The organism is Clavibacter quasicaliforniensis (genome assembly GCF_051201715.1).
Lineage (GTDB): Bacteria > Actinomycetota > Actinomycetes > Actinomycetales > Microbacteriaceae > Clavibacter > Clavibacter seminis.
This window is the reverse complement of the sequence record NZ_CP139624.1, coordinates 1523768-1547470: the sequence shown is the minus strand read 5'-3', so window position 1 is coordinate 1547470 and position 23703 is coordinate 1523768. Positions and strand designations below refer to the sequence as shown.

General features: G+C 74.2%; 14 protein-coding genes. 5 read left to right on the top strand and 9 right to left on the bottom strand.

Features of this window, described 5'->3' with window-relative positions; genetic code table 11:
• Positions 1 to 23: 23 nt before the first annotated feature.
• The 4 genes from NL142_RS07445 to gatC are packed head-to-tail and all read right to left on the bottom strand — an operon-like array spanning position 24 to position 5101.
• A complete protein-coding gene (locus tag NL142_RS07445) occupies positions 24 to 1661 on the bottom strand; it encodes an ABC-F family ATP-binding cassette domain-containing protein (RefSeq protein ID WP_435081521.1) in 1638 nt (545 codons plus the stop codon).
• Complete coding sequence (gene gatB, locus NL142_RS07440; RefSeq protein ID WP_435081520.1) at positions 1658 to 3160, bottom strand: Asp-tRNA(Asn)/Glu-tRNA(Gln) amidotransferase subunit GatB; 1503 nt, start codon at positions 3158 to 3160, stop codon at positions 1658 to 1660. The genes NL142_RS07445 and gatB overlap by 4 nt, the downstream gene beginning before the upstream one ends.
• Complete coding sequence (gene gatA, locus NL142_RS07435) at positions 3160 to 4710, bottom strand: Asp-tRNA(Asn)/Glu-tRNA(Gln) amidotransferase subunit GatA (protein ID WP_435081519.1); 1551 nt, start codon at positions 4708 to 4710, stop codon at positions 3160 to 3162. Before gatA ends, gatB begins: the two co-directional genes overlap by 1 nt.
• A 7-nt stretch (positions 4711 to 4717) precedes the next feature.
• Complete coding sequence (gene gatC, locus NL142_RS07430) at positions 4718 to 5101, bottom strand: Asp-tRNA(Asn)/Glu-tRNA(Gln) amidotransferase subunit GatC (protein WP_194682728.1); 384 nt, start codon at positions 5099 to 5101, stop codon at positions 4718 to 4720.
• A 56-nt stretch (positions 5102 to 5157) separates the two neighbouring features.
• Here gatC and NL142_RS07425 point away from each other — a divergent pair, with 56 nt between their 5' ends.
• Positions 5158 to 5604, top strand: coding sequence for an META domain-containing protein (locus tag NL142_RS07425; RefSeq protein WP_234424505.1), 447 nt, complete (start codon positions 5158 to 5160; stop codon positions 5602 to 5604).
• A gap of 70 nt (positions 5605 to 5674) precedes the next feature.
• Here NL142_RS07425 and NL142_RS07420 read toward each other — a convergent pair whose 3' ends face one another.
• The 4 genes from NL142_RS07420 to NL142_RS07405 all read right to left on the bottom strand — a co-directional run bounded on the left by NL142_RS07420 (position 5675) and on the right by NL142_RS07405 (position 12168).
• A complete protein-coding gene (locus NL142_RS07420; RefSeq protein ID WP_435081518.1) occupies positions 5675 to 7057 on the bottom strand; it encodes an alpha/beta hydrolase in 1383 nt (460 codons plus the stop codon).
• Positions 7058 to 7170: 113 nt separating this feature from the next.
• Positions 7171 to 9768, bottom strand: a complete 2598-nt coding sequence (gene ligA / locus NL142_RS07415; protein ID WP_435081517.1) for an NAD-dependent DNA ligase LigA — start codon at positions 9766 to 9768, stop codon at positions 7171 to 7173.
• A 7-nt stretch (positions 9769 to 9775) separates the two neighbouring features.
• On the bottom strand, positions 9776 to 10966 hold the full coding sequence (gene mnmA / locus NL142_RS07410) for a tRNA 2-thiouridine(34) synthase MnmA (protein WP_435081516.1): 1191 nt from the start codon (positions 10964 to 10966) through the stop codon (positions 9776 to 9778).
• Entirely contained in the window at positions 10963 to 12168 is a 1206-nt protein-coding gene (locus tag NL142_RS07405; protein WP_435081515.1) for a cysteine desulfurase family protein, read from the bottom strand. Before NL142_RS07405 ends, mnmA begins: the two co-directional genes overlap by 4 nt.
• A gap of 19 nt (positions 12169 to 12187) precedes the next feature.
• Here NL142_RS07405 and NL142_RS07400 point away from each other — a divergent pair, with 19 nt between their 5' ends.
• Both NL142_RS07400 and NL142_RS07395 read left to right on the top strand, forming a co-directional pair.
• Positions 12188 to 14245: a glycogen debranching protein gene (locus tag NL142_RS07400; protein WP_435081514.1), complete on the top strand. Its 2058-nt coding sequence runs from the start codon at positions 12188 to 12190 to the stop codon at positions 14243 to 14245.
• A 177-nt stretch (positions 14246 to 14422) separates the two neighbouring features.
• The gene (locus NL142_RS07395) at positions 14423 to 15757 is read left to right on the top strand and encodes an SGNH/GDSL hydrolase family protein (protein ID WP_435081513.1); all 1335 of its coding nucleotides are present in this window, start codon (positions 14423 to 14425) and stop codon (positions 15755 to 15757) included.
• Between the two features lie 52 nt (positions 15758 to 15809).
• On the opposite strand, the gene glgP is transcribed toward NL142_RS07395, so the two are convergent.
• Entirely contained in the window at positions 15810 to 18365 is a 2556-nt protein-coding gene (gene glgP / locus NL142_RS07390; RefSeq protein WP_435081512.1) for an alpha-glucan family phosphorylase, read from the bottom strand.
• Between the two features lie 600 nt (positions 18366 to 18965).
• Between glgP and NL142_RS07385 the strand changes: the two genes are divergently transcribed.
• Entirely contained in the window at positions 18966 to 21104 is a 2139-nt protein-coding gene (locus NL142_RS07385) for an alpha-1,4-glucan--maltose-1-phosphate maltosyltransferase (RefSeq protein WP_435081583.1), read from the top strand.
• A complete protein-coding gene (glgB, locus tag NL142_RS07380) occupies positions 21101 to 23689 on the top strand; it encodes a 1,4-alpha-glucan branching protein GlgB (protein WP_435081511.1) in 2589 nt (862 codons plus the stop codon). Before NL142_RS07385 ends, glgB begins: the two co-directional genes overlap by 4 nt.
• The last annotated feature ends 14 nt before the right edge of the window (positions 23690 to 23703 follow it).

The window sequence follows — 23703 nt, the reverse complement described above, 5'->3', positions numbered from 1 at the left end:
GGGGCCCGACCGGGCGCGGCCGGTCAGGACTCGGTGACGACGCCCGCGTCCACGTGCCAGTGCCGGTCGAGGCGCACGGCGTCGAGCATGCGGCGGTCGTGCGTGACGAGCAGGAGCGTGCCGTCGTAGGAGTCGAGCGCCTGCTCGAGCTGCTCGATGGCGGGCAGGTCCAAGTGGTTGGTCGGCTCGTCGAGCACGAGCAGGTTGACGCCGCGCGCCTGCAGGAGCGCGAGGCCCGCGCGCGTGCGCTCGCCGGGCGAGAGGCCCTCGACGGGACGCGTGACGTGGTCGGCGCGCAGCCCGAACTTGGCGAGCAGCGTGCGCACCTCGGCGGGCGACATGTCCGGCACCTGCTCGGCGAACGACTCGGCGAGGGGCAGCTCGGCGCGCAGCGACTGGCGGGCCTGGTCGATCTCGCCCACCTGCACGCTCCGGCCGGGCGAGGCGTCGCCCGCGTCGGGGGCGATGCGGCCGAGGATCAGCCCGAGCAGCGTCGACTTGCCTGCGCCGTTCGGGCCGGTGATCCCGATGCGGTCGCCGCCGTCCACCTGCACCGACACAGGGCCGAGGGTGAAGCCGCCGCGCGTGACGGTCGCCTCGCGCAGCGTCGCGACCACCGCGCTCGACCGAGGCGCCTGCCCGATGGTGAAGGCGAGCTCCCACTCCTTGCGCGGCTCCTCGACCTCCTCGAGGCGCGCGATGCGGCTCTCCATCTGGCGGACCTTCTGGCCCTGCTTCTCGCTGGACTCGGCCGCGGCCTTGCGGCGGATCTTGTCGTTGTCGGGCGACTTGCGCATCGCGTTGCGGACGCCCTGCGACGACCACTCGCGCTGCGTGCGGGCGCGGGAGACGAGATCCGCCTTGGTGTCGGCGAACTGCTCGTACGCCTCGCGGGCGTGCCTCCGGGCGACCTGGCGCTCCTCGAGGAACGCGTCGTAGCCGCCCTCGTAGACGCGGACGCTGTCCTGCGCCAGGTCGAGCTCGACCACGGTCGTGACGCAGCGCGCGAGGAACTCGCGGTCGTGCGAGACCAGCACGACGCCGCCGCGGAGGCCGCGGACGAACGACTCCAGGCGCGCGAGGCCGTCCAGGTCGAGGTCGTTGGTGGGCTCGTCGAGGAGCACGACGTCGAAGCGGCTGAGCAGCAGCGCGGCGAGGGCGACGCGCGCGGCCTGCCCGCCGGAGAGGCCGGCGGTGGGGAGCTCCGGGTCGAGGTCGAGCCCGAGCTCCGCGAGCGTCACGGGGAGGCGCTCGTCGAGGTCGGCCGCGCCGCTCGCCATCCAGCGGTCGAGCGCGGTGCCGTACGCGTCGTCGGCGCCGGGCGCGCCCTCGCCGAGCGCGACGGCGGTGCGATCCAGCTCGGCCGAGGCCTCGGCGCAGCCCGTGCGGCGGGCGACGTAGCCCGCGACGGTCTCCCCGGGGATCCGCTCGTGCTCCTGCGGCAGCCAGCCGATGAAGGCGTCGGCGGGCGACAGCAGCACGCGGCCGTCCTGCGGCGCGTCGACGCCGGCGAGGAGCCGGAGCAGCGTGCTCTTGCCTGCGCCGTTCGCGCCGACGAGGCCGACGACGTCCCCGGGCGCGACCGTGAGGTCGAGCCCGGAGAACAGCGTGCGGTGCCCGTGGCCTCCGGCGAGGCCGCGGGCGACGAGGGTCGCGGTCACGAGGCCTGCGCGCGCTCCAGCACGAGCTCGCGGACGCGGGCCGCGTCCGCCTGGCCGCGCATGGCCTTCATCACGGCGCCGATGACCGCGCCGGCCGCCTGCACCTTGCCGTCGCGGATCTTCGCGAGCACGTCGGGCTGCGCCTGGAGCGCCTCGTCGATGGCGGCGATGAGCGGGCCGTCGTCGGAGACCACGGCGAGCCCGCGGGCGTCCACGACCTCCTGCGCCGTGCCCTCGCCGTCGATGACGCCCTCGATCACGTCGCGCGCGAGGCGGTTCGTGAGCGTGCCGGCCTCGACCAGCTCGATGACGGACGCGACCTGCTCGGCCGTGATGAGCGTGGCCGCGTCCACGCCGCGCGCGTTGGCGATGCGGGCGATCTCGCCCGTCCACCACTTGCGCGCCGCCTGCGGGGCGGCCCCGGCCTCGACCGTGCCCACGAGCTCGGTGAGGAGCCCGGAGTTCACGACGTCCTGGAACTCGAGGTCGGTGAAGCCCCACTCGGCCTTGAGCCGGCGGCGACGGATCGCGGGGGCCTCGGGCAGGGCCGCGCGCAGCTCCTCGATCAGCTCGGCGCTCGGCTGCACGGGCAGCAGGTCGGGCTCCGGGAAGTAGCGGTAGTCGTCGGCGTCGCTCTTCGGGCGGCCGGCCGAGGTGCGGCCGGTGTCCTCGTGCCAGTGCCGCGTCTCCTGCGTGATCGTGCCGCCGGCGGCGAGGATGGCCGCCTGCCGCTGGATCTCGTAGCGGATGGCGCGCTCGACGCTGCGGAGCGAGTTGACGTTCTTCGTCTCCGTGCGGGTGCCGAGCTTCCCGGATCCACGCGGGCTCAGCGAGATGTTGGCGTCGCAGCGGAGGTTGCCGCGCTCCATCTTCGCGTCGGAGATGCCGAGCGCCACGACGATGTCGCGGATGGTCGACACGTACGCCTTCGCCAGCTCGGGCGCCTCCGCTTCGGCACCGTAGATGATGTCGGTGACGATCTCCACGAGCGGCACGCCGGCGCGGTTGTAGTCGACCAGCGAGTGGTCGGCGCCCTGGATCCGGCCCGTCGCGCCGCCCACGTGAGTGAGCTTCCCGGCGTCCTCCTCCATGTGCGCGCGCTCGATGGGCACCGTGACGATGCGGCCGTCGGGCATCTCCACCTCGACGGATCCGCGGAACGCGATGGGCTCGTCGAACTGGCTGATCTGGTAGTTCTTCGCGAGGTCCGGGTAGAAGTAGTTCTTCCGGGCGAAGCGCGAGCTGGGCGCGATCTCGCAGCCGAGCGCGAGGCCCAGGCTGATCGAGTGCTTCACGGCCTGCTCGTTCACGACCGGCAGCGAGCCCGGGAGACCGAGGTCGACGGGCGTGATGTTGGTGTTGGGCTCGCCGCCGAAGAAGTTCGGGGCGTCGGAGAACATCTTCGTGCGCGTGTTCAGCTCCACGTGCACCTCGAACCCGAGCACGGGCTCGAACATCTCGATGGCCTTCTCGTAGTCCATCAGCTCTGCCTTGGCCATCAGTGCGTGTCTCCGTCCAGGGTGGTGCGCGTCGCGGCGCGCGCGAGCTCGGGTGCCTGGGCGAGCAGCGGCCCGCCCCACCGCCGCTCGAGGATCCCCTCGAGCGCGGCGCCGACCGTGTAGAGGCGCGCGTCCTCACGGGCGGGCGCCATGAACTGGATCCCGACGGGCAGGCCGTCCTCGGGCGCGAGCCCGATGGGGAGGCCGATGCCGGGGACGCCCGCGAGGTTCGCGGGGATCGTCGTGAGGTCGTTGAGGTACATGGCCAGCGGGTCGTCGAGCTTCTCGCCGAGCTTGAACGCCGTGGTGGGCGCCGACGGCGTGACCAGCACGTCGACCTGCTGGAACGCGGCGTCGAAGTCGCGCTGGATGAGCGTGCGCACCTTCTGCGCGCTGCCGTAGTAGGCGTCGTAGTAGCCGGCGCTCAGCGCGTAGGTGCCGAGGATGATGCGGCGCTTGACCTCGGGGCCGAAGCCGGCCTCGCGGGTCGCCGCCATGACGTCCTCGACGGTGCCGCCGCCGGGCGGGTTCACGCGGAGGCCGAAGCGCACCGAGTCGAACTTCGCCAGGTTGCTCGACGCCTCCGCGGGGAGGATCAGGTAGTAGGCCGCGATGGCGTGCTCGAAGTTCGGCGCGCTCACCTCGACGATCTCGGCGCCGGCCCGCTCGAGCAGGTCGAGCGCCTCGCGGAAGCGCTGCGTGACGCCGGCCTGGAAGCCCTCGCCGTCGAGCTGCTTCACGACGCCGATGCGGAGGCCCTTCACGGATCCCTCGCGCTGGCCGGCGCGCGCGGCCTCGGCGAACGAGGGCCACGCGTCGGTCAGCGACGTGGAGTCGCGCGGGTCGTGCCCGCCGATGACGTCGTGCACGAGCGCCGAGTCGAGCACGGTGCGGGAGACGGGCCCGACCTGGTCGAGGCTCGAGGCGAGCGCGATGGCGCCGTAGCGGCTGACGCCGCCGTAGGTGGGCTTGACGCCGACGGATCCCGTGACGGCGGCGGGCTGGCGGATGGAGCCGCCGGTGTCGGAGCCGAGCGCGACGGGCGCCTCGAACGCGGCGACCGCGGCCGCGGATCCTCCGCCCGAGCCGCCGGGGATGCGGTCGAGGTCCCACGGGTTGTGCGTGGCGCCGAACGCGGAGTGCTCGGTGGAGGAGCCCATCGCGAACTCGTCCATGTTGGTCTTGCCGAGCGGCACGAGGCCCGCGGCGCGGAGGCGCTGGACGACGGTGGCGTCGTAGGGCGGGGTCCAGCCCTCGAGCATGCGCGAGCCCGCGGTGGACGGCATGTCGATGGTGCAGAGCACGTCCTTGATGGCGATGGGGACGCCCGCGAGCGGCCCGAGGGCGGCGCCGTCGGCGCGCTGGGCGTCGATCTCGGCGGCGCGCCCGAGCGCGCGCTCACCGGAGACGTGGAGGAACGCGTGGACGTCGCCGTCGACGTGGTCGATGCGGTCGAGGTGCGCGCGCACGGCGTCGACGCTCGAGACGTCGCGGGAGGCGAGGCGGTCGGCGAGGTCGGCGGCGCTGAGGCGCGTGAGGTCGTCTGTCATGGTGCTCCTACTGCTCTTCGCCGAGGATCGCGGACACCTTGAAGCGGGATCCGTCGTGCTCGGGTGCGCCCGCGAGCGCCTGGGCGGTGGTCAGCGTCTCGCCCGGCACGTCGGGCCGGTAGACGTTCACGAGCGGGATCGGGTGGCTCGTGGCCGGGACATCCGGTCCCGCGACCGCGGTGACCTTCGCGACCGACTCGACGATGAGGCCGAGCTCGGTCGTGAGCGTGTCGATCTCCTCCGGGCTCAGGCGGATGCGCGCGAGGCCCGCGAGGTGCTCCACCTGCTCCCGGCTGATCTGCTCCGTGGGGGTCGGCGCCTGCGGGTTCGGCGCCTGGGGGGTCTCGTCCCCGCTGGTCGCGTCGGCGGGCTCGGGCCGGGTGTCGGGCATGCGTCTCCAAAGGACTGTGTGCGGGGGTACCGGGAGATTCTATTAGCGTGACCCCCATGCCCACCGCAGCCCGGATCCCCTCCCGCCGCCGATCCCGGCGCCCCCGCGGGGCCGCGGTCGCCGCCCTCGCCGCGGTCGCCCTGGTGCCGCTCGCCGGATGCGCGCCCGTGAGCGACGTGCGCGGCAACTGGCACCTGGTCGCGGGATCCGACTCCGCGGGCGACCTCGGCGTCGGCGACACGCTCATCACGATGCGCGTCGGCGGCGGCGAGGTCAGCGGACGCGGACCCTGCAACGACTACTCCGGCCGGATGGCCGAGCGGGGCGACGGGATGCTCAGCGCGGTGGCACCCGGCACGCTCCCGTGCGAGGACGGCGGCCTCGAGGCCCGCTACTTCCAGGACCTCGCCGTCGTCTCGTCGATGCAGGTGGACGACGGCCACCTCGTCGCCACGGGTCCGGACGACGTGCGGCTGGAGTACGCCGAGCGCAGCCGCGGCTGACCGTCGCCGGGTCCGATGCGTGCGGGCCGATGCGTGCGGCCCGCTGCGATCGGCGTGCTGCGTGCGGCCGCTACCTGCCGCTGGCGTCCGAGAGGACGTCGTGCGCGACCGGCCGGTCGATCCCGATGAGCGCGAGGTTCCGGAAGGACTCCGTGCCCCGGTCGAAGTAGCTGTTGTGCCCGACGACGCCCGCGAGGGATCCGTCGGCCGAGACGCCCGAGGCCGCGCCCGTGCCGGCCACGCCGAAGTGCTCGGCGCCGAACGACGCGCTGCCCGGGTCCGACCCGAAGTACGAGGACCCGACCACCGGATCCCACGGCGCCTCGCCCACGAACACGCGGCCGACCGGCACGTCGAGCTCCGCGGCGTCGCGGACGGCGCCGCCCGGGGACCCGACCATGGCGAGGGCGTCGACGGACGCCCGTCCGCTCGAGAGCGCGAGCAGCGCCGCCGTCGACCCGTAGGAGTGCGCGATCACGGCGAGGTACGGCGGGTCGTCGCGGCGCAGGCCCTGGATGCCCTGGATCGCGTCCTCCAGGTACTGGGCGCCCTCGTCCGCGAGGTCGAGGGATCCGATGCCCAGGAGGTCGGGCGTGCGGTAGCCGATCCACGAGATGGTCGCGACGCCGGCCCCGCCCGGCTCCGCTCCCGCGCGAGCGCCGAGGAGCGTCGTCTGCTGCTGCTGGAGGCGCGCGGCGACGTCCGTCCAGTCGACCAGGCGGTCGGTCACGGAGTAGAACATGCCGGGCACGACGATCGAGACGTACGCCGCCGTGTCGAGGTCGCCCAGCACGACGCCGGCGCGTCCCGGCCACGTCGTGTCGAGCGTGAGCAGCGACCGCGCGGGCCCGCCCGCCTCGGGCTCCAGCGCGCGACGCACCTCGGCGAGCATGTCCATGTCCCGCCCGAGCTCCTGCTGCGCACCGCGCCCCGGCGTCGTGGCGGCCCGGGCGTGCAGCTCGCGCTCGCGCTGGTCGAGGAGGCGGCGGTTGGCGGCGTCGCGCTCGATCACGGGGATCCCCTCCAGGTTGCCCACGAGCTCGGGGATCCCCTCCGCCAGCTCGAGCCGCTCCGCCTGGGCGAGGCCCGACCACCAGGCGGCGACGCCGGACACGGAGGGCGGACGGCGGATGAGATCCCGGATCGTCGCCGGGATGGCGCGGGCGAGCCGCCGGAGCTCGGGCACGTCGAGCGCGGGAAGCGCGCCCAGGAGCGCGATGGGGGCCGTGTCGCGGAGCGCCCGGTCGGAGACGTCCTCGTCACGGAGCTGCTGGATCACGCGCGCGGGGCTCGGCAGGTGCGCGCCCGTGGTCGGATCCGCCGCGTCCGGCCCGGCGAGGACCGCGGGCGGACGCGTCGCCGCGACGGTAGGGGCCGCGGGTGCCACGAGCGCCCCGACCAGCGCGCATGCGATGGCCGAGGCGGTGAGCAGCGCGCGCACGCGAGTCGTCACGGTTCAGATCCCCCAGAATGCGGCGTGGGGAGGGCCGGCGCCCGAGGTCGGCGCGCCCCGCGCCGACGCGTGGCTCCATGGTAACGGCGCGGGGTGTCGGGCGGGAGGCCCGATCAGGGGGTCTCTGCGCCGCCGCCCGGCCCGGGGGCGCCCGGCTCCGGGTCGGCTGCGGCGTCCGCGTCGACGTCCGCGGCGGACGCGACATCCGCGGCGGCCGGCGCCTTCCGCTTCCGCGTGCGCTTCGGCTTCACCTCCGCGGTCGCGACCTCGGCCGCCTCGCCGACCGCCGGGGCCCCGGCCGCATCGGCCGCCGGATCCGCATCGGCCGCCGGATCCGCATCGGCCGCCGGATCCGCGTCGGGCACCGGGTCCGCGTCCGGCACCGGATCCGCGTCCGGCAGCGCGATGGCGTCGGGCCCCTGCTCCACGAGCAGGCGGAACTCGGCCGCGTCGATGATCCGCACGCCGAGCGCCTCTGCCTTCCCGAGCTTGGATCCCGCGCCGGGACCCGCGGCGACGTAGTGGGTCTTCTTGCTGACGCTGGACCCGGCCTTGCCGCCCGCCGCCATGATCGCCTCGAGCGCGCCCTCGCGCGTGTAGCCCTCGAGCGACCCGGTGGCCACGACCGTGAGCCCGGCGAGCACGCCGCCTGCCGCGGCCGCCGCGCCCGGACCCGGGTGGCCGGGGACCGCCGTGACCACGCCCGCCTTCTCCCAGCGGTCGACGATCTCGCGGTGCCAGTCGACCTCGAACCAGTCGAGCAGCGCGTCGGCGATGATGCCGCCCACGCCGTCGACCGCGGCCAGCTCCTCGCGGCTCGCGGAGCGGATGGCGTCGAGCGAGCCGAACCAGCCGGCCAGCGCGCGCGCGGCGACCGGGCCGACGTGGCGGATGCTGAGGGCCACGAGGATGCGCCACAGGTCCTGGGTCTTCGCCTTGTCGAGGTTCTCGAGCAGCACCTCGGCGGACTTCGAGGGCACGCTGTCCTCGTCGCCCCACGGCGCGGCCGGATCGAACGCGCCGTCCCGCTTCGGGGCGCGCTTGCGCCGGAACGGCGTGACGCGCTTCGCCTCGCCGGTCTTCTCGTCGACCTTGACCATGCCCGTCTCGGCGTCGCGGACGACCACGGTGATGGGCACGAGGTCGGCCATCGTGAGCTCGAACAAGCCGGCCTCGGTCTCGAGCGGCGGATCCTCCGGCTCGAGCGGCTGCGTCAGCGCGGCCGCCGCGACCTCGCCCAGGCCCTCGATGTCCAGCGCGCCGCGCGACGCCACGTGCTCGACGCGGCCGCGCACCTGCGCCGGGCAGCTGCGCGCGTTCGGGCAGCGGAGGTCGATGTCGCCCTCCTTGGCAGGCCTCAGCGGCGTCTGGCACTCCGGGCAGAGCGTGGGCATGACGAACTCGCGCTCGGATCCGTCGCGCAGCTCGACGACCGGGCCGAGGACCTCGGGGATGACGTCGCCGGCCTTGCGCAGCACGACCGTATCGCCGATGAGCACGCCCTTGGCCTTGACGACCTGCTGGTTGTGCAGCGTGGCCTGGCGCACCTCGGATCCGGCGACCTCGACCTTCTCCATGACCGCGAACGGCGTGGCGCGACCCGTGCGGCCGACGCTCACGACGATGTCGAGGAGCGTCGTGTTGACCTCCTCGGGCGGGTACTTGTAGGCGGTCGCCCACCGCGGCGCACGGCTGGTGGCACCGAGCTCCTCGTGCAACCCCAGGTCGTCGACCTTGACGACGATGCCGTCGATCTGGTGCTCGACCTCGGCGCGGTGCGCGCCGTGCCGCCGCACGAACTCCGTGACCTCGGCGATGTCGTCGAACACGCGGAAGTGCGTGGAGATGGGGAGGCCCCAGCCGGCCAGCAGCCCGTAGACCTCCGACTGCGCGGACACGTGCGCGTCGCGCTCGAGCTCCCGGACGGGCCACGCGCCGATGCCGTGCACGAGCATGCGGAGCCGGCGGATGCGCGCGCGCATGAGCTCGAGGCGGGCGGGGCTCTTGCCCTCCTCCTTCTGGCGCAGGGATCCCGCGGCGGCGTTGCGGGGGTTGGCGAACACGCGCTCCCCCACCTCCAGCTGCCGGGCGTTGAGCTCGTCGAACTCCGCGACGGGGAAGAAGATCTCGCCGCGCACCTCGACGAGCGGCGGGTGGCCGGATCCGGCGAGCCGCTCCGGGACCGTGCCCATGGTGAGGACGTTCTGCGTGACGTCCTCGCCGACGACGCCGTCGCCGCGCGTGGCGGCGGTGACGAGCACGCCGTGCTCGTAGCGGAGGTTGATGGCGAGCCCGTCGATCTTGAGCTCCGAGAGGTAGCGGACCCGCCCGCTGCCGGCGTCGCGCTCGACCTTGGCCGCCCACTCGGCCAGCTCCTCCTCGCTGAAGACGTTGTCGAGGCTGAGCATGCGCTCGGCGTGCGTCACGGGCGCGAAGAGCGTCGTCTCGGCGCGTCCGCCGACCGTCTGCGTGGGGCTGTCCTGGCTGCGGAGCGTCGGGTGCGCCTCCTCGAGGGCGCGCAGCTCGCGCTCGAGCGCGTCGTACTCCGCGTCCGACACGGTGCCCCCTGCCGCGCCGTAGTACGCGTCGCGGTGGCGCTCGATCTCGGTGCGGAGGGCATCCACCCGGGCGGAGGCTGCCTCGAGCTCGGCGGGCGTGGCGACGGGTACGGGGTCGGCGGCCTGGTCGGATCCGGTCGTCGTGTCGTTCATGTGACGCTCACTCCCCCGCGATCGCGCCGGCGAGGGCGGGGGCGAGGGCGGCGGCGGCCAGGGCGGCGTCGCGCATCGGCGGCCGGGCGTCGTCCACGGCGCTCACGGTGCGGTCGATGGTGACCTGGCCGAGCACGCGCGTGCCGGCGTAGACGACCGCGGTCTGCCCGGGGGCGACGCCGTGCAGGGGCTCTCTCGGGGTGATCACGAGCTGCATGCTGCCATCGACCACCGACACCGACGCCCGCGCGGGCACGGGGTCCGCGTGCGCGCGGATCTGCACGTCGCAGTCGAACGGCTGGTCCGGCCGCGTCGGAGGGGTGCCGGCCCAGGTGTAGGAGGATCCGGCGATCTCGCGGATCGCCAGCGCCTCCTGCGGGCCGACCACGACGGTGTTGTCCTTGGGCCGGATCTCCAGCACGAACCGCGGCCGCCCGTCGGGAGCCGGCGTGCCGATCGCGAGGCCCTTGCGCTGCCCGACGGTGAACGCCGCGGCGCCCTGGTGCGTGCCGATCGCGTTCCCCTCGCCGTCGAGGATGTCGCCCGGCTCGGCGCCCACGCGGTCGGCGAGCCAGCCGCGCGTGTCGCCGTCGGGGATGAAGCAGATGTCGTGGCTGTCGGGCTTCTGCGCGACCTGGATCCCGCGGGCCTGGGCCTCCGCGCGCACCTCGGCCTTGGAGGGCGTCGACCCCAGCGGGAAGTAGGAGTGCGCGATCTGCTCGGCCGTGAGCACGCCCAGCACGTACGACTGGTCCTTGGCCCACGCGGCCGCGCGGTGCAGCTCGGGCTGCCCGTCCGGTCCCTCGATCACGTCCGCGTAGTGCCCGGTGCAGACGGCGTCGAAGCCGAGGTCGAGCGCCTTCTCCAGGACCGCGGCGAACTTGATCCGCTCGTTGCAGCGCATGCACGGGTTGGGGGTGCGGCCCGCCTGGTACTCGGCCACGAAGTCGTCGACCACGTCGGCCGCGAAGCGCTCGGAGAAGTCCCACACGTAGAACGGGATGCCCAGCAGGTCGGCGGCGCGGCGCGCGTCCATCGAGTCCTCGATGGTGCAGCAGCCGCGGGATCCGGTGCGCAGCGTGCCCGGCATGCGACTGAGGGCGAGGTGCACGCCCGTCACGTCGTGCCCGGCCTCGACGGCCCGGGCAGCGGCCACGGCGGAGTCGACTCCGCCACTCATCGCTGCGAGGATCTTCACTCCGCGAGCCTACGCGCCGCGCGACCCGCGAGGCCCGCCCGGGAGGCGCGCGCGACGGCGTCGGGCAAGGCGGCCAGGAGCGCGTCGACGTCGGCGTCCGTCGTGGTGCGGCCGAGCGTGAAGCGGAGCGCGCCGCGGGCCTCGCCATCCGGGATGCCCATGCCGAGCAGCACGTGCGAGACCTCGGGCACGCCGGCCTGGCACGCGGATCCGGTGCTCACCGAGACGCCGGCCATGTCGAGCAGGAGCAGGAGCGAGTCGCCCTGGCAGCCGGCGAAGGTGAGGTGCGCGTTGCCGGGGAGGCGGCCGGCGGGATCCGGGTCGCCGCGGAGCACGGCGCCGGGCACGTCGCGGAGCACGGACTCGACCAGGCGGTCGCGGAGCCGCGCCACGCGCACCGCCTCGGCATCGAGCTCCGCGACGGCGAGGGTGACGGCCGCCGCGAACGCGACCGCGGACGCGGCGTCCTGCGTGCCGGAGCGCACCTGCCGCTGCTGGCCGCCGCCGTGGATCTGCGGGTCCACCGTCGCCTGCCGCGCGAGCACGAGCGCGCCGCTGCCGACGGGCCCGCCGACCTTGTGCGCCGAGACGCTGACGGCATGGACGCCCGCGTCGCGCCAGCGCCGGAACGGGACGGGCATGTGGCCGAGCGCGGCGACCGCGTCGACGTGCACGGGCACGCCGTGCGCCCGCGCGAGGGCGGCGAGCTCCTCGACGGGCTGGATCGTGCCGACCTCGTTGCTCGCCGCGAGGAGCGTGAGCAGGGAGACGGATCCGGGATCCGCGGCGAGCGCGTCCGCGACCGCATCGACGTCGATCCGCCCGATCTCGTCGATCGGCAGCCGCTCCACGACGGCGCCGCGCCGCTCGAGCCACTCGACCGTGTCGACCGTGGCGTGGTGCTCGCCGTCGGGCACGAGGATCCGCGTGCGCCGGGGGTCGTCCGCGACGCGCGCGCCGTGCAGCCCCTTGATCCCGAGGTTCACCGACTCCGTGCCGCCGGACGTGAGCACGACCTCCACCGGGTCCGCGTCGAGCGCGCGGGCGATGCCCTCGCGCGCCTCCTCGAGCACGCGCCGGGCCTCCTGGCCGTGCGAGTGGATGGAGGACGGGTTGCCCACCAGGGTCAGCGCCCCGGCGAGCGCCGCGATCGCCTCCGGCCGCATGGGGGTCGTCGCGGCGTGGTCGAGGTAGACCGTCATGCCCCCTACCCTAGGTCGCATGCAGCGCCCCGGACCGCCCGTGCCCCTGGGGCTGACGCTCCATGACCAGGGCGGCACGCTGCGCGTCGTGAGCCACGGCGCGTCCGCCGTGGAGCTCACCGTCTCGGCCGTCGGCGACCCGCGCCGCGTGGTCGAGGTCGTGGCGATGGAGCGGGGCGACGAGGGCGTCTGGACCGGATCCAGCTCACGGCTCGTCCCCGGAACCGCCTACTCGGTGCGCGTCGACGGCGACCCGGCACCCGGCGACTCCTTCGACCCGACGCGGCACCTGCTCGACCCCTATGCGGGCGGCCTCGTGCAGGTCGGTCCCGCCGCGTGGCGCTCGGTCGTGACGAGCGAGGTGCCCGCCGAGGAGCGCGCCGCCCGCCGTGCCGCGCGACCGGTCGTGCCGCGCGACCGCCAGGTGCTCTACGAGCTCCACGTGCGCGGCTTCACCAAGCTCGACGAGCGGCTGCCCGAGGAGCTGCGCGGCACGTACGCGGGACTCGGGCACCCGGCGACCGTCGAGCGCCTGGCCGACCTCGGGATCACGACGGTCGAGCTCCTGCCCGTGCACGCCTCCACGAGCGAGGAGCGGCTGCGCGCGCAGGGCCGCATCAACCACTGGGGCTACAACACGCTCGCCTACCTCGCGCCGCACGCGCCCTACGCCACCCGTGCCGCGCGCGACGCCGGGGCCGACGCGGTCGCCGCGGAGTTCCGCGGCATGGTCGACGCGCTGCACGCCGCCGGGATCCAGGTCGTGCTCGACGTGGTCTACAACCACACCGCCGAGGAGGGCGCCGACGGGCCGGTCACGAGCCTCCGTGGCATCGACGGCTCGCGGTACTACCGGCACACGCCGGACGGGACGCCCATCGACGTGACGGGCTGCGGCAACACGGTCGACCTGTCCCGGCCCGACGCGCAGCGCCTGGTGCTCGACTCGCTCGAGCACTGGTCCGACGTCATGGGCGTCGACGGCTTCCGCTTCGACCTCGCCGTGACCCTCGGCCGCGACGAGCGCGTCGACTTCGACCCCGCGCACCCGCTGCTGCGCGCCATCGTCGAGGACGAGGCGCTCGACGGCCTCCTCATGATCGCCGAGCCGTGGGACGTGGGCATGGGCGGCTGGCGCACGGGCGGGTTCGGATCCGGCTGGAGCGAGTGGAACGACGGCTACCGCGACGTCGTGCGCGACTTCTGGCTCGCGGACGTGGCCGAGTCCCGGCGCACCGGCCGCGCCCCGAACGGAGTGGGGGCGCTCGCGTCCTGCCTCGCGGGGTCATCGGGCACCTTCGCCGCCGAGCGCGGCCCGCTCGCCTCCGTCTCCTTCGTCACCGCGCATGACGGCTTCACGCTCGCGGACCTCACCTCCTACGACCGCAAGCACAACAGCGGCAACGGCGAGTCCAACCGCGACGGCACGGACGCGAACCGGTCCTGGAACCACGGCGTGGAGGGGCCGACGCGCGACGCCGCGATCCTCGCGGCCCGCCGCCGCACGTCGCGCAACCTCCTCGGCACGCTGCTCGTGTCCGCGGGCATCCCCATGATCACGATGGGCGACGACCGTGGCCGCACCCAGCGCGGCAACAACAACGGCTACTGCCTCGACAACGCGGCGACCTGGATGCGCTGGGACGAGGACGCGTGGCGGATGGACCTGCACGCGACCACGCGGCACCTCATCCGCATCCGGCGGGAGAACCCGGCGCTCCGGCCCGTCCGATACGCCGAGCCCGACGCGCACGTGCCGAGCGCGTCCGTCCTCGCCTGGCGCGACGCCGGCGGCGCGCCCATGACCGAGGCGGCCTGGGAGTCGACGGGCACCCGCACGCTGCAGTGGATCACCACATCCACCCCCGATACGGAGGACCCGAACACGGTGCTCGTCGTGGTCCACGGGCAGGAGTCCCGCGCGGAGGTGACGCTGCCGGAGCACGACGGGGTGACGCGCTGGCGGCTCCTGTGGTCGAGCGAGTGGGAGCGGCCCGAAGTCGTGGCGACGGAGGACGCGCCCGGCGACCGGGTCGAGGTCGACGGTCCGGCGCTGCGGATCTACCGCGCCAGCTGACGCGACCCTCCCGGCGTCCGGGGCCCCGCGCCGGGCTGCGGCGCGCACGGGCGCCACGCGAAGTCCCGGACGGGGGCCGCGCCGGGTTCGCGTCGCGCGGCGCTCGTGTGCTCTCCTGGAGGCGCCCGCACGATCCGCCGCGCACCGCCGCGCCCAGAACCTCCGAGGACGCCGCACATGACCGACGAGTCCCCCGCACCGCCCGGCGACCGCTCCCCCGACGCGCCGCCCGTGGCCCGCCCGACCGATCGACGCCGCACCATCACCCGCCGCGCGCTCGTCGCCGGCGGCGGCCTGGCCGCGCTGTCCGCCGTGGCCGCCGTCGCGGGCTGCACCACGACGCCCCGGCCCGCCCCGCCCACGGGCGGCGCCACCGCCACCCCGACCCCGGATCCCGGGGATCCGGCCGCGCCCGAGGTCACCGCATCCGGCGGCCCGCCGATCGACCCCATGACCTACGCCCCCGACGACGCGCTCGCCGGCTTCTACGCGCTGCGGGAGCAGGTGCGGGAACGCCGCCTGACCATCGGCGTGCTCGGCGACAGCATCACCGAGGGCCAGGGCGCCACCACGCTCCAGCACGCCTACCCCGCCCAGCTCCGCGACCGGCTTCGCGGCGCGCTCCCCTCGGGCGCGCGCGGCGGACTCGACTACATCGCGTCCCGACACCAGATCACGGTGCCGGCCGACCAGGGCTTCGCGTTCGCCGGGACGCCCGCCGCGGGCGGCCGGCACGGCTGGGGGCGGCGCGTGGTGATGCTCACCGAGGCGTCGGGTCCCGGCACGTACACCGCGCGCATGACCTCGGCTCGGGTGTGCTGGTGGGCGCCCGGCCTCGATGCCGCCATCACCGTGCAGGTCGACGACGGCGAGCCCGAGACGGTGCGCGCCGACGTCGGCGGATCCCTCACCTGGACGAGCCCGCCCATGGACTCCGCCGAGCACGCGATCACGGTGGCGTGGGCCGGCGGCAAGCCCGAGCTCGAGGGCGCCTGGCTCTTCGACGGCGACGAGGACCGCGGCGTCCACGTCATCGAGGGCGGCAACTCCGGGTCGCAGCTCTGGCAGCTGTCGGAGAAGGCGCGTCCGGACGGCGTGAGCACGTGGATCCGCTCGGCCCCGCGCTTCGAGCTCGACCTCTGGATGCCCGAGCACCTCATCAACGACGTGGTCGTCCGCACGCCCGAGCAGGTGCGCTCGGACGCGGCCGTGCTCATCGAGCTGATCCGCACCACGAGCGAGGCGCCCATCCTGTTCACGCCGCCGTACGAGCGGACGACGCTGCCGATCCGCGGCACGACCTGGGCGGACTACATCGGCGCGCTGCGGGACGCGGCATCGGCGGATCCGCTGGCGGACGTGTTCGAGATCGGCGCGTACATCCCCCGCATGGTCGGCGAGGGCGCGTCCGACCCCTACGGCTGGATGGGCCCGGACAACCACCCGAACGACCGCGGGTACGCCAGGTTCGCCGAGGTGCTCGCTGCGAAGCTCTCCGCCACCCCGGCCTGAGAAGGCGGGGCGGCGGGGAGCCGGGCGGGCCCGAGCGCGCCGCCCGGCCGCGTCAGCTCGCGACCGCGACCAGCCCCGGCTCCGCGCTCGACGCCAGCAGCTCGTGCCGCGGCACGACGCGCACGGTGTACCCGAACGGCCCCGCGGTCGTGAGCCGCACGGTGCCCGCGTACTCCTGCTGCCCGCCGGATCCGCCCACGGGCTCGAGCGCGTGCCGCGTGACGTCCGTCAGCACGTCGCCCTCGCCTGTCCGCCCGTGCACGACCTCCACCGTCACGTCGCCCGCGCCGAGGCCACCGAGCGCGACCCACGCGCGCACGCGCAGCTCGTCGCCGACCTGGGCCTGGTGCTCGACGCCCTCCGACTCGACGTGCGCGACCTGCACCGACGGCCACGCGGCGACGACGCGTCCGCGCCACGCCGCCAGCTCGCGGGCCCGGGCGGATCCGTCGGCCGCGACGACCGCCTGCGCCCGGCCGGCCGGCACGTACAGCCGCTCGACGTACTGCCGCACCATGCGATCGGCGCTGAGCTCGGGCGACAGCGTCCGGAGGGTGTGCCGGATGTCGTGCACCCAGCCGACGGGTACGCCGTCGGCGTCGCGGTCGTAGAAGCGCGGCGCGATGCGGTTCTCGATGAGGTCGTAGAGCGCGGTCGCCTCCATCGCGTCGCGCTCGGCGCCGTCGTGCGCGCGGTCGGCCGACGGGATCGCCCAGCCGTTGCCGCCGTCGAAGTACTCGTTCCACCAGCCGTCGAGGATCGACAGGTTGAGCGCGCCGTTGAGCGCGGCCTTCATGCCGGACGTGCCGCACGCCTCGAGCGGGCGCAGCGGGTTGTTGAGCCACACGTCGGTGCCCGGGTAGAGCAGCTGCGCCATCCCGATGTCGTAGTCGGGCAGGAAGACGAGGCGGCCGCGGATCCCCGGCTCGGCCGCGAATCGCACCAGCTCCTGGATGAGGCGCTTGCCCTCGTCGTCCGCCGGATGCGACTTGCCCGCGACCACGATCTGCACGGGCCGCTCCAGGTCGGTCAGGATCCGGCGGAGGCGCTCCCGGTCGTGGAGCATGAGCGTGAGGCGCTTGTAGGTCGGCACGCGCCGGGCGAACCCGATGGTGAGGACCTCGGGGTCGAGCACGTCCTCGAGCCACGCCGGCTCGACGGCGCCCGGGTTCTGCTCGCGCCAGGCGCGCACGACGCGGCGACGGGCGTCCTCGACGAGCTGGCGGCGCATCCGGCCGCGCACGTCCCAGAGGTCGCCGTCGCTCACGGCCGTCGACGACCAGTCGGCCGCCGTGGTGTCCCACGTGCCGAGGCGCTCGCGCGCGAGCGACATGAGCATCGGATCCGTCCACGTCGGCGCGTGCACGCCGTTCGTGACGCTCGTGATCGGCACCTCGTCGGTGTCGAAGCCCGGCCAGAGCCCGGCGAACATGCCGCGGCTGACCTCGCCGTGCAGCTGCGAGACGCCGTTGGCGCGCTGCGCGAGGCGGAGGCCCATGAGCGCCATGTTGAACACGTCCGGGGATCCGCCGTCGTGGAGCTCCGCGCCGAGCGCCAGCACGCGCTCCGGCGGCACCCCGGGCAGCAGCCGCTCCGTGACGTGCTCGCGCACGAGGCCGACGTCGAACCGGTCGATCCCCGCGGGCACGGGCGTGTGCGTCGTGAACACGGTGCCCGCGCGCACCACCTGCAGCGCCTCGTCGAAGTCGAGCCCGTCGGCCATGAGCGTCGAGATCCGCTCGACGCCGAGGAAGCCGGCGTGGCCCTCGTTGGTGTGGAAGACCCGTGGGACGGGCGCACCGGTGACGCGGGCGTGCGCGGCGATCGCCCGCACGCCGCCGATGCCGAGCAGCAGCTCCTGGTGCAGCCGGTGCTCGCCGCCGCCGCCGTAGAGCCGGTCGGTGACGCCGCGGAGGTCGTCGTCGTTCTCGGGCACGTCGGTGTCGAGGAGGAGCAGCGGGATGCGTCCGACGCGCGCCTGCCAGATCCGGGCGTGCAGCGTGCGGTCGGCGGGCAGCTCGAGGGCGACGTGGACGGGCGCGCCGTCGGAGTCGCGCAGCACCTGGAGCGGCAGGCCGTCGGGGTCGAAGACGGGGTAGGTCTCCTGCTGCCAGCCGTCGGAGGAGATCCCCTGGCGGAAGTAGCCGGAGCGGTAGAAGAGGCCGACGCCCACGAGCGGCACCCCGAGGTCGGACGCGCTCTTCAGGTGGTCGCCCGCGAGGATCCCGAGGCCGCCCGAGTACTGCGGCAGCGCGGCGGCGATGCCGAACTCGGGCGAGAAGTAGCCGATCGCCTCGGGCACGTCGCCCTCCAGCTGCTGGTACCAGCGCGGCTCGCGGACGTACGCGCGGAGGTCCGCCCGCTGCTCCTCGGCCCAGGCCACGAACCCCTCGTCGCCTGCGAGCTCGCGCAGCCGCTCCTGGTCGACCGCGCCGAGCAGCGCGACCGGATCATGGCCCGTCCCCTCCCACAGCTCGGGGCTCACGTGCGCGAACACGCGTCGGGTGGGCTCGTACCAGGACCATCTCAGGTTCCCGGCGAGCTCGTCCAGCGCGGACAGCTCCTCCGGGAGGACGGCACGGACGGTGAATCTGCGGATGGCCTTCACGGGACTCCCTCGGACCGGACGGCGGCGGGCTGGCCCGCGCGGATGGCTCCCGAGCCTAGGGCCGCGGGGTGGCAGGCACCAGGGTCCCGCCGGCGCGTGGAGGCTCCGTGGACGCCTGCCGGACGGACGGTGACGGGCGGGCGTCGGGCATCCGCACGGCGCCCGCCACCGCCGCGGCGAGCGACAGCCGGACGGCGCACGGGCTACGGTCGAACAGTGACCACACCCCAGGACGGACCCGATCCCCTCCCCCGCCCGGTGCGCGGCCGTGCAGCGCGCAAGGCCGCCAAGGCCCAGAAGCTCCAGGACGCCCAGAAGCCGCCCGAGCCCCGCCTCCCGATGATCCCGGAGGCTCCCGCGCAGGAGGCGCCCGCGCCCGCCGCGTCGGAGCCGCAGCCGCCCGTGATCCCGCCGGTGCCCGCGGAACCGCAGCCGCCCGTGGCACCGCAGGCGCCCGCGGAGCCGCAGGCGCCCGTGGCACCGCAGATGCCCGCTGCCCCGGAGCCCGCTCTCGCCGCCGCGGCCGCGGAGCCGACGCCGACGCCGACGCGCGATCCGGCGCCCGCCGCCCCCGTCGAGCCCGCTGCGCCGGTCGCATCCATGCCGGAGCCCGTCGCATCGGCGCCGTCCGCTCCCCGCCATGCCGCGCCGGTCGCCGGGCCGACGCCCACCGCGTCGCCGACGCAGCCCGCGGAGCCGACGCCCGCCGCCGAGCACGAGCCCGACGCATACGTCCCCGTCATCGGCCGCATCCCGATCCTGTCGCTCACCCCGCAGATCGAGGACGACCTCTGGCCCGCGAAGAGCTTCGTCCACGACGTGGTGCCCTTCGGCGCGACGATCTTCCGCGAGGGCCACGACCTCATCGACGCCGACGTGCTCCTCACCGACCCGACCGGCGCGGTCACCGCGCACCGCATGTCCCTCGACGCCACGAAGCCCGGCCTCGACCGCTGGATCACGACGGCCCAGCTCGAGACGCAGGGCGTCTGGACCTGGCGCGTGAGCGCGTGGTCGGACGACTTCGGCACGTGGCTGCACAACGCGGAGATCAAGGTGCCCGCTGGCCTCGACGTCGACGTGATGCTCGCCCTCGGCGCCGAGGCGCTCGAGCGCGCCGCCGCCGACGAGACCCGCGACGCCGCCGACCGCGACGTGCTCCGCGCCGCCCTCGCCGGCATCTCCGACGCCGACGCCGCACCCGACGCGCGCCTCGCCGCCGCCACGACCCCCGGTGTCCTCGCGGCGATCGACCGCGTCCCCCTCCGCAGCCTCGTCACGCTCTCCCCCGAGCGCACCATCGTGGTCGAGCGCGAGCGCGCCGCCGTCGGATCCTGGTACGAGTTCTTCCCCCGCTCCGAGGGCGCGGTCGAGCACGAGGACGGATCCTGGACGAGCGGCACCTTCGTCACCGCCGCCCGCCGGCTCCCCGCGATCCGCGACATGGGCTTCGACGTGGTCTACATCCCGCCGGTGCACCCCATCGGCCGCACCAACCGCAAGGGCCCGAACAACACCCTCACCGCGGGCCCGCACGACCCCGGCTCGCCCTACGGCATCGGCTCCGAGGACGGCGGCCACGACTCCATCCACCCCGAGCTCGGCACGGCGGAGGACTTCCGCGCGTTCGTCCAGGCGGTCGCCGAGCACGGCATGGAGCTCGCGATCGACATCGCGCTCCAGGCCTCGCCCGACCACCCCTGGGTCACGACGCACCCGGAGCTGTTCACGACGCTCCCCGACGGCTCGATCGCCTTCGCGGAGAACCCGCCGAAGAAGTACCAGGACATCTACCCGCTGAACTTCGACAACGACCCGGAAGGGTCGTACCGCGAGATGCTCCGCGTCATGCGCGTGTGGCTCGGCCTCGGCGTCAAGATCTTCCGCGTCGACAACCCGCACACGAAGCCGCTCGTGTTCTGGGAGCGCCTCATCCACCAGGTGATGCGCGACGAGCCCGACGCGATCTTCCTCAGCGAGGCGTTCACGCGCCCCGCGATGATGCGGACGCTCGCCAAGATCGGCTTCCAGCAGTCGTACACGTACTTCACGTGGCGGAACACGAAGCAGGAGCTCGAGGAGTACCTCACCGAGGTTAGCCACGAGACGAGCGACTACCTGCGCCCGAACTTCTTCGCGAACACGCACGACATCCTCACGCCGTACCTGCAGTTCGGCGGGCGCGCGGCGTACCGGATCCGCGCGGCCATCGCCGCCACCGCGTCGCCGTCGTGGGGTATCTACTCGGGCTACGAGCTGATCGAGAACGTCGCGCGCCCCGGCGCCGAGGAGAACATCGACAACGAGAAGTACGAGTACAAGCCGCGCGACTGGGCCCGCCAGGAGGAGCTCGGCGGATCCATCGCGCCGGAGATCACGCGGCTCAACGAGATCCGCCGCCAGCACCCCGCGCTCCGCCAGCTGCGCAACCTCGACGTGCACTGGAGCGACGACGACTCGATCCTCGTCTACTCCAAGCACCTCGCGGCCGAGCACACGGGCACGGGCGAGGCCGACACGATTCTCGTGGTCGCGAATGTCGACCCGCACTCCGCGCGCGAGACCCAGGTCCACCTCGATCCCACCCGCTGGGGCCTCGCCGAGGACGCCGTGTTCGACGTCGAGGACCTCCTCACGGGCGACGTCTACACGTGGTCGACCTCCAACTTCGTCCGGCTCGACGCGTTCACGCACCCCGTGCACGTGTTCCGGGTCACCCCGACCGCATCGAAGGGATGACGGACATGACAGACACCACCCCCCAGCACGACCCGCAGGACCCCCAGGGCGAGCTGTCCGGCGCCGACGTGATCGTGCCGCCGGCCGCAGACGCCGACGTCGAGCAGGGCGCCGACGTGGTCGTGCCGGCGGACGACAGCGCGGCGGAGGAGGCGCCCGCCTCCGCCTCCGCGTCCGCCTCCGACCCGATCCGCCTCCCCGAGGTCGCCGACGACGACCTGCGCGCCGTCGCGGAGGGCGTCCACTCCGGACCCCACTCCCTCCTCGGCCAGCACCCCGTCGCGATCGACGGCGTCGGCGACGACCTCGTGGTCGTCCGCGCGCTGCGTCCGCTCGCCGACGCGGTCTCGGTGATCCTCTCCACCGGCGCCCGCGTCGCGCTCGCCCACGTCGGCCACGGCGTCTGGCAGGGCGCGCACGTGCTCGGCCTGCAGGACTACCAGGTCGAGGCGCGCTACTCCGACGGCGGCACTTGGACGAGCGACGACCCCTACCGCTTCCTCCCGACCGTGGGCGACCTCGACCTGTACCTCTTCGGCGAGGGCCGCCACGAGCGCCTCTGGGACGTCCTCGGCGCCCACCACCGCGAGCACTGGGGCGTCGCGCAGACCTACTGGGGCGTCTCCTTCTCGGTCTGGGCGCCGCACGCTCGGGCCGTCCGCGTCATCGGCGGATTCAACGGCTGGGACGGCGTGCAGCACGCGATGCGCCGCCTCGACGGCAACGGCGTCTGGGAGCTCTTCGTGCCGGGCGTCGAGCCCGGCGTCTCGTACAAGTTCGAGATCCTCACGCAGGCCGGGCAGTGGATCGAGAAGGCCGACCCCATGGCCCGCATGACCGAGGTCCCGCCCGCCACCGCCTCGCGCGTCGAGACGAGCGGCTACCAGTGGGACGACGCGGCCTGGCTCGAGGAGCGGGCCGCGCGCGACCCGCACGACTCCCCCATGAGCGTGTACGAGATGCACCTCGGATCCTGGCGTCCCGGCCTCGGCTACCGCGAGGTCGCCGGCGAGCTCGTCGCCTACCTCCAGGAGCTGCGGTACACGCACGTCGAGTTCCTGCCGCTCGCGGAGCACCCGTTCGGCGGATCCTGGGGCTACCAGGTCTCCGGCTACTACGCGCCCACCTCGCGCTTCGGATCCCCCGACGACCTCAAGTTCCTCATCGACTCGCTGCACCGCGCCGGCATCGGCGTCATCGTCGACTGGGTCCCGGCGCACTTCCCGAAGGACGCCTTCGCGCTCGCGCAGTTCGACGGCCAGCCGCTGTACGAGCACACCGACCCGCGCCGCGGCGAGCAGCAGGACTGGGGCACGCTCGTCTTCGACTTCGGGCACTCGCAGGTGCGGAACTTCCTCGTCGCCAACGCGCTGTACTGGTTCGAGGAGTTCCACATCGACGGCCTCCGGGTCGACGCCGTGGCCTCGATGCTGTACCTCGACTACTCGCGCGAGGAGGGCCAATGGCTCCCCAACGTGCACGGCGGCCGCGAGAACCTCGAGGCGATCAGCTTCCTGCAGGAGGTCAACGCCACCGCGTACCGCACCCACCCCGGCATCGTGATGATCGCGGAGGAGTCCACGAGCTTCCCCGGCGTCACGCGCCCCACGAGCGACGGCGGCCTCGGCTTCGGCCTCAAGTGGAACATGGGCTGGATGCACGACACCCTCGACTACGCGGCCGAGGACCCGATGTACCGCTCGTACCACCACGGCCAGATCACCTTCTCGATGGTCTACGCGTACACGGAGAACTTCCTCCTCCCCATCAGCCACGACGAGGTCGTGCACGGCAAGGGCTCGCTCGTCGGCAAGATGCCGGGCGACCACTGGCAGAAGCTCGCCAACGTGCGCGCCTACCTCTCGTTCATGTGGTCGCACCCCGGCAAGCAGCTGCTCTTCATGGGCCAGGAGTTCGGGCAGGTCTCCGAGTGGAGCGAGGAGCGCGGGCTCGACTGGTGGATCCTCGACCAGCCCGTGCACCGCGCCCTGTTCGACCTCGTCGGCTCGCTCAACCGCACCTACATCGACACGCCCGCGCTCTGGGCGCTCGACAACGACCCGGCCGGCTTCGAGTGGATCGACGCGGGCGACGCCGGGCGGAACGTGCTCGCGTTCCTCCGCCGCGACCGCGAGGGCAACCAGGTCGCCGTCGTGCACAACTTCTCCGGCGCGCCCATCCAGGGCTACCGGCTGGGGCTGCCGCAGGCGGGCGTGTGGGAGGAGATCCTGAACACGGACGCCGAGCAGTTCGGCGGATCCGGCGTGGGCAACCTCGGCGCCGTGCACGCGGGCGACGAGGGCTGGCACGGCCGCCCCGCGTCGGCGGAGCTGACGCTGCCGCCGCTCGCCGGCCTCTGGCTCCGACTGAAGCAGGATCCTGCCGACCTCACTCCGATCGAGGCGCCCGCGCATTCGGCACCCGACGCGGACGAGTCGCGCGCCGACGGCACGCCGTTCGCCGAGCCGGACGCCCTGCCTGTGCTGCCGCAGTCGCCCGACGCGCAGCCGCCCGTCGAAGGGCTGTCCACCACGGACGACGCCCCCGGATCCGACGACGGCACCCCGCGGGTGCCCACGGTCTGATCGGATCGGGCAGA

Excerpts from the sequence above, each read along its gene's own strand:
- NL142_RS07395 (WP_435081513.1), top strand. The coding sequence starts at position 14,423 with ATGACCGACGAGTCCCCCGCACCGCCCGGCGACCGCTCCCCCGACGCG.
- NL142_RS07425 (WP_234424505.1), top strand. The coding sequence starts at position 5,158 with ATGCCCACCGCAGCCCGGATCCCCTCCCGCCGCCGATCCCGGCGCCCC.
- NL142_RS07405 (WP_435081515.1), bottom strand. The coding sequence starts at position 12,168 with ATGACGGTCTACCTCGACCACGCCGCGACGACCCCCATGCGGCCGGAG.
- gatA (WP_435081519.1), bottom strand. The coding sequence starts at position 4,710 with ATGACAGACGACCTCACGCGCCTCAGCGCCGCCGACCTCGCCGACCGC.
- glgB (WP_435081511.1), top strand. The coding sequence starts at position 21,101 with ATGACGGACATGACAGACACCACCCCCCAGCACGACCCGCAGGACCCC.
- NL142_RS07400 (WP_435081514.1), top strand. The coding sequence starts at position 12,188 with ATGCAGCGCCCCGGACCGCCCGTGCCCCTGGGGCTGACGCTCCATGAC.
- gatC (WP_194682728.1), bottom strand. The coding sequence starts at position 5,101 with ATGCCCGACACCCGGCCCGAGCCCGCCGACGCGACCAGCGGGGACGAG.
- NL142_RS07385 (WP_435081583.1), top strand. The coding sequence starts at position 18,966 with ATGCCGGAGCCCGTCGCATCGGCGCCGTCCGCTCCCCGCCATGCCGCG.
- gatB (WP_435081520.1), bottom strand. The coding sequence starts at position 3,160 with ATGGCCAAGGCAGAGCTGATGGACTACGAGAAGGCCATCGAGATGTTC.
- ligA (WP_435081517.1), bottom strand. The coding sequence starts at position 9,768 with ATGAACGACACGACGACCGGATCCGACCAGGCCGCCGACCCCGTACCC.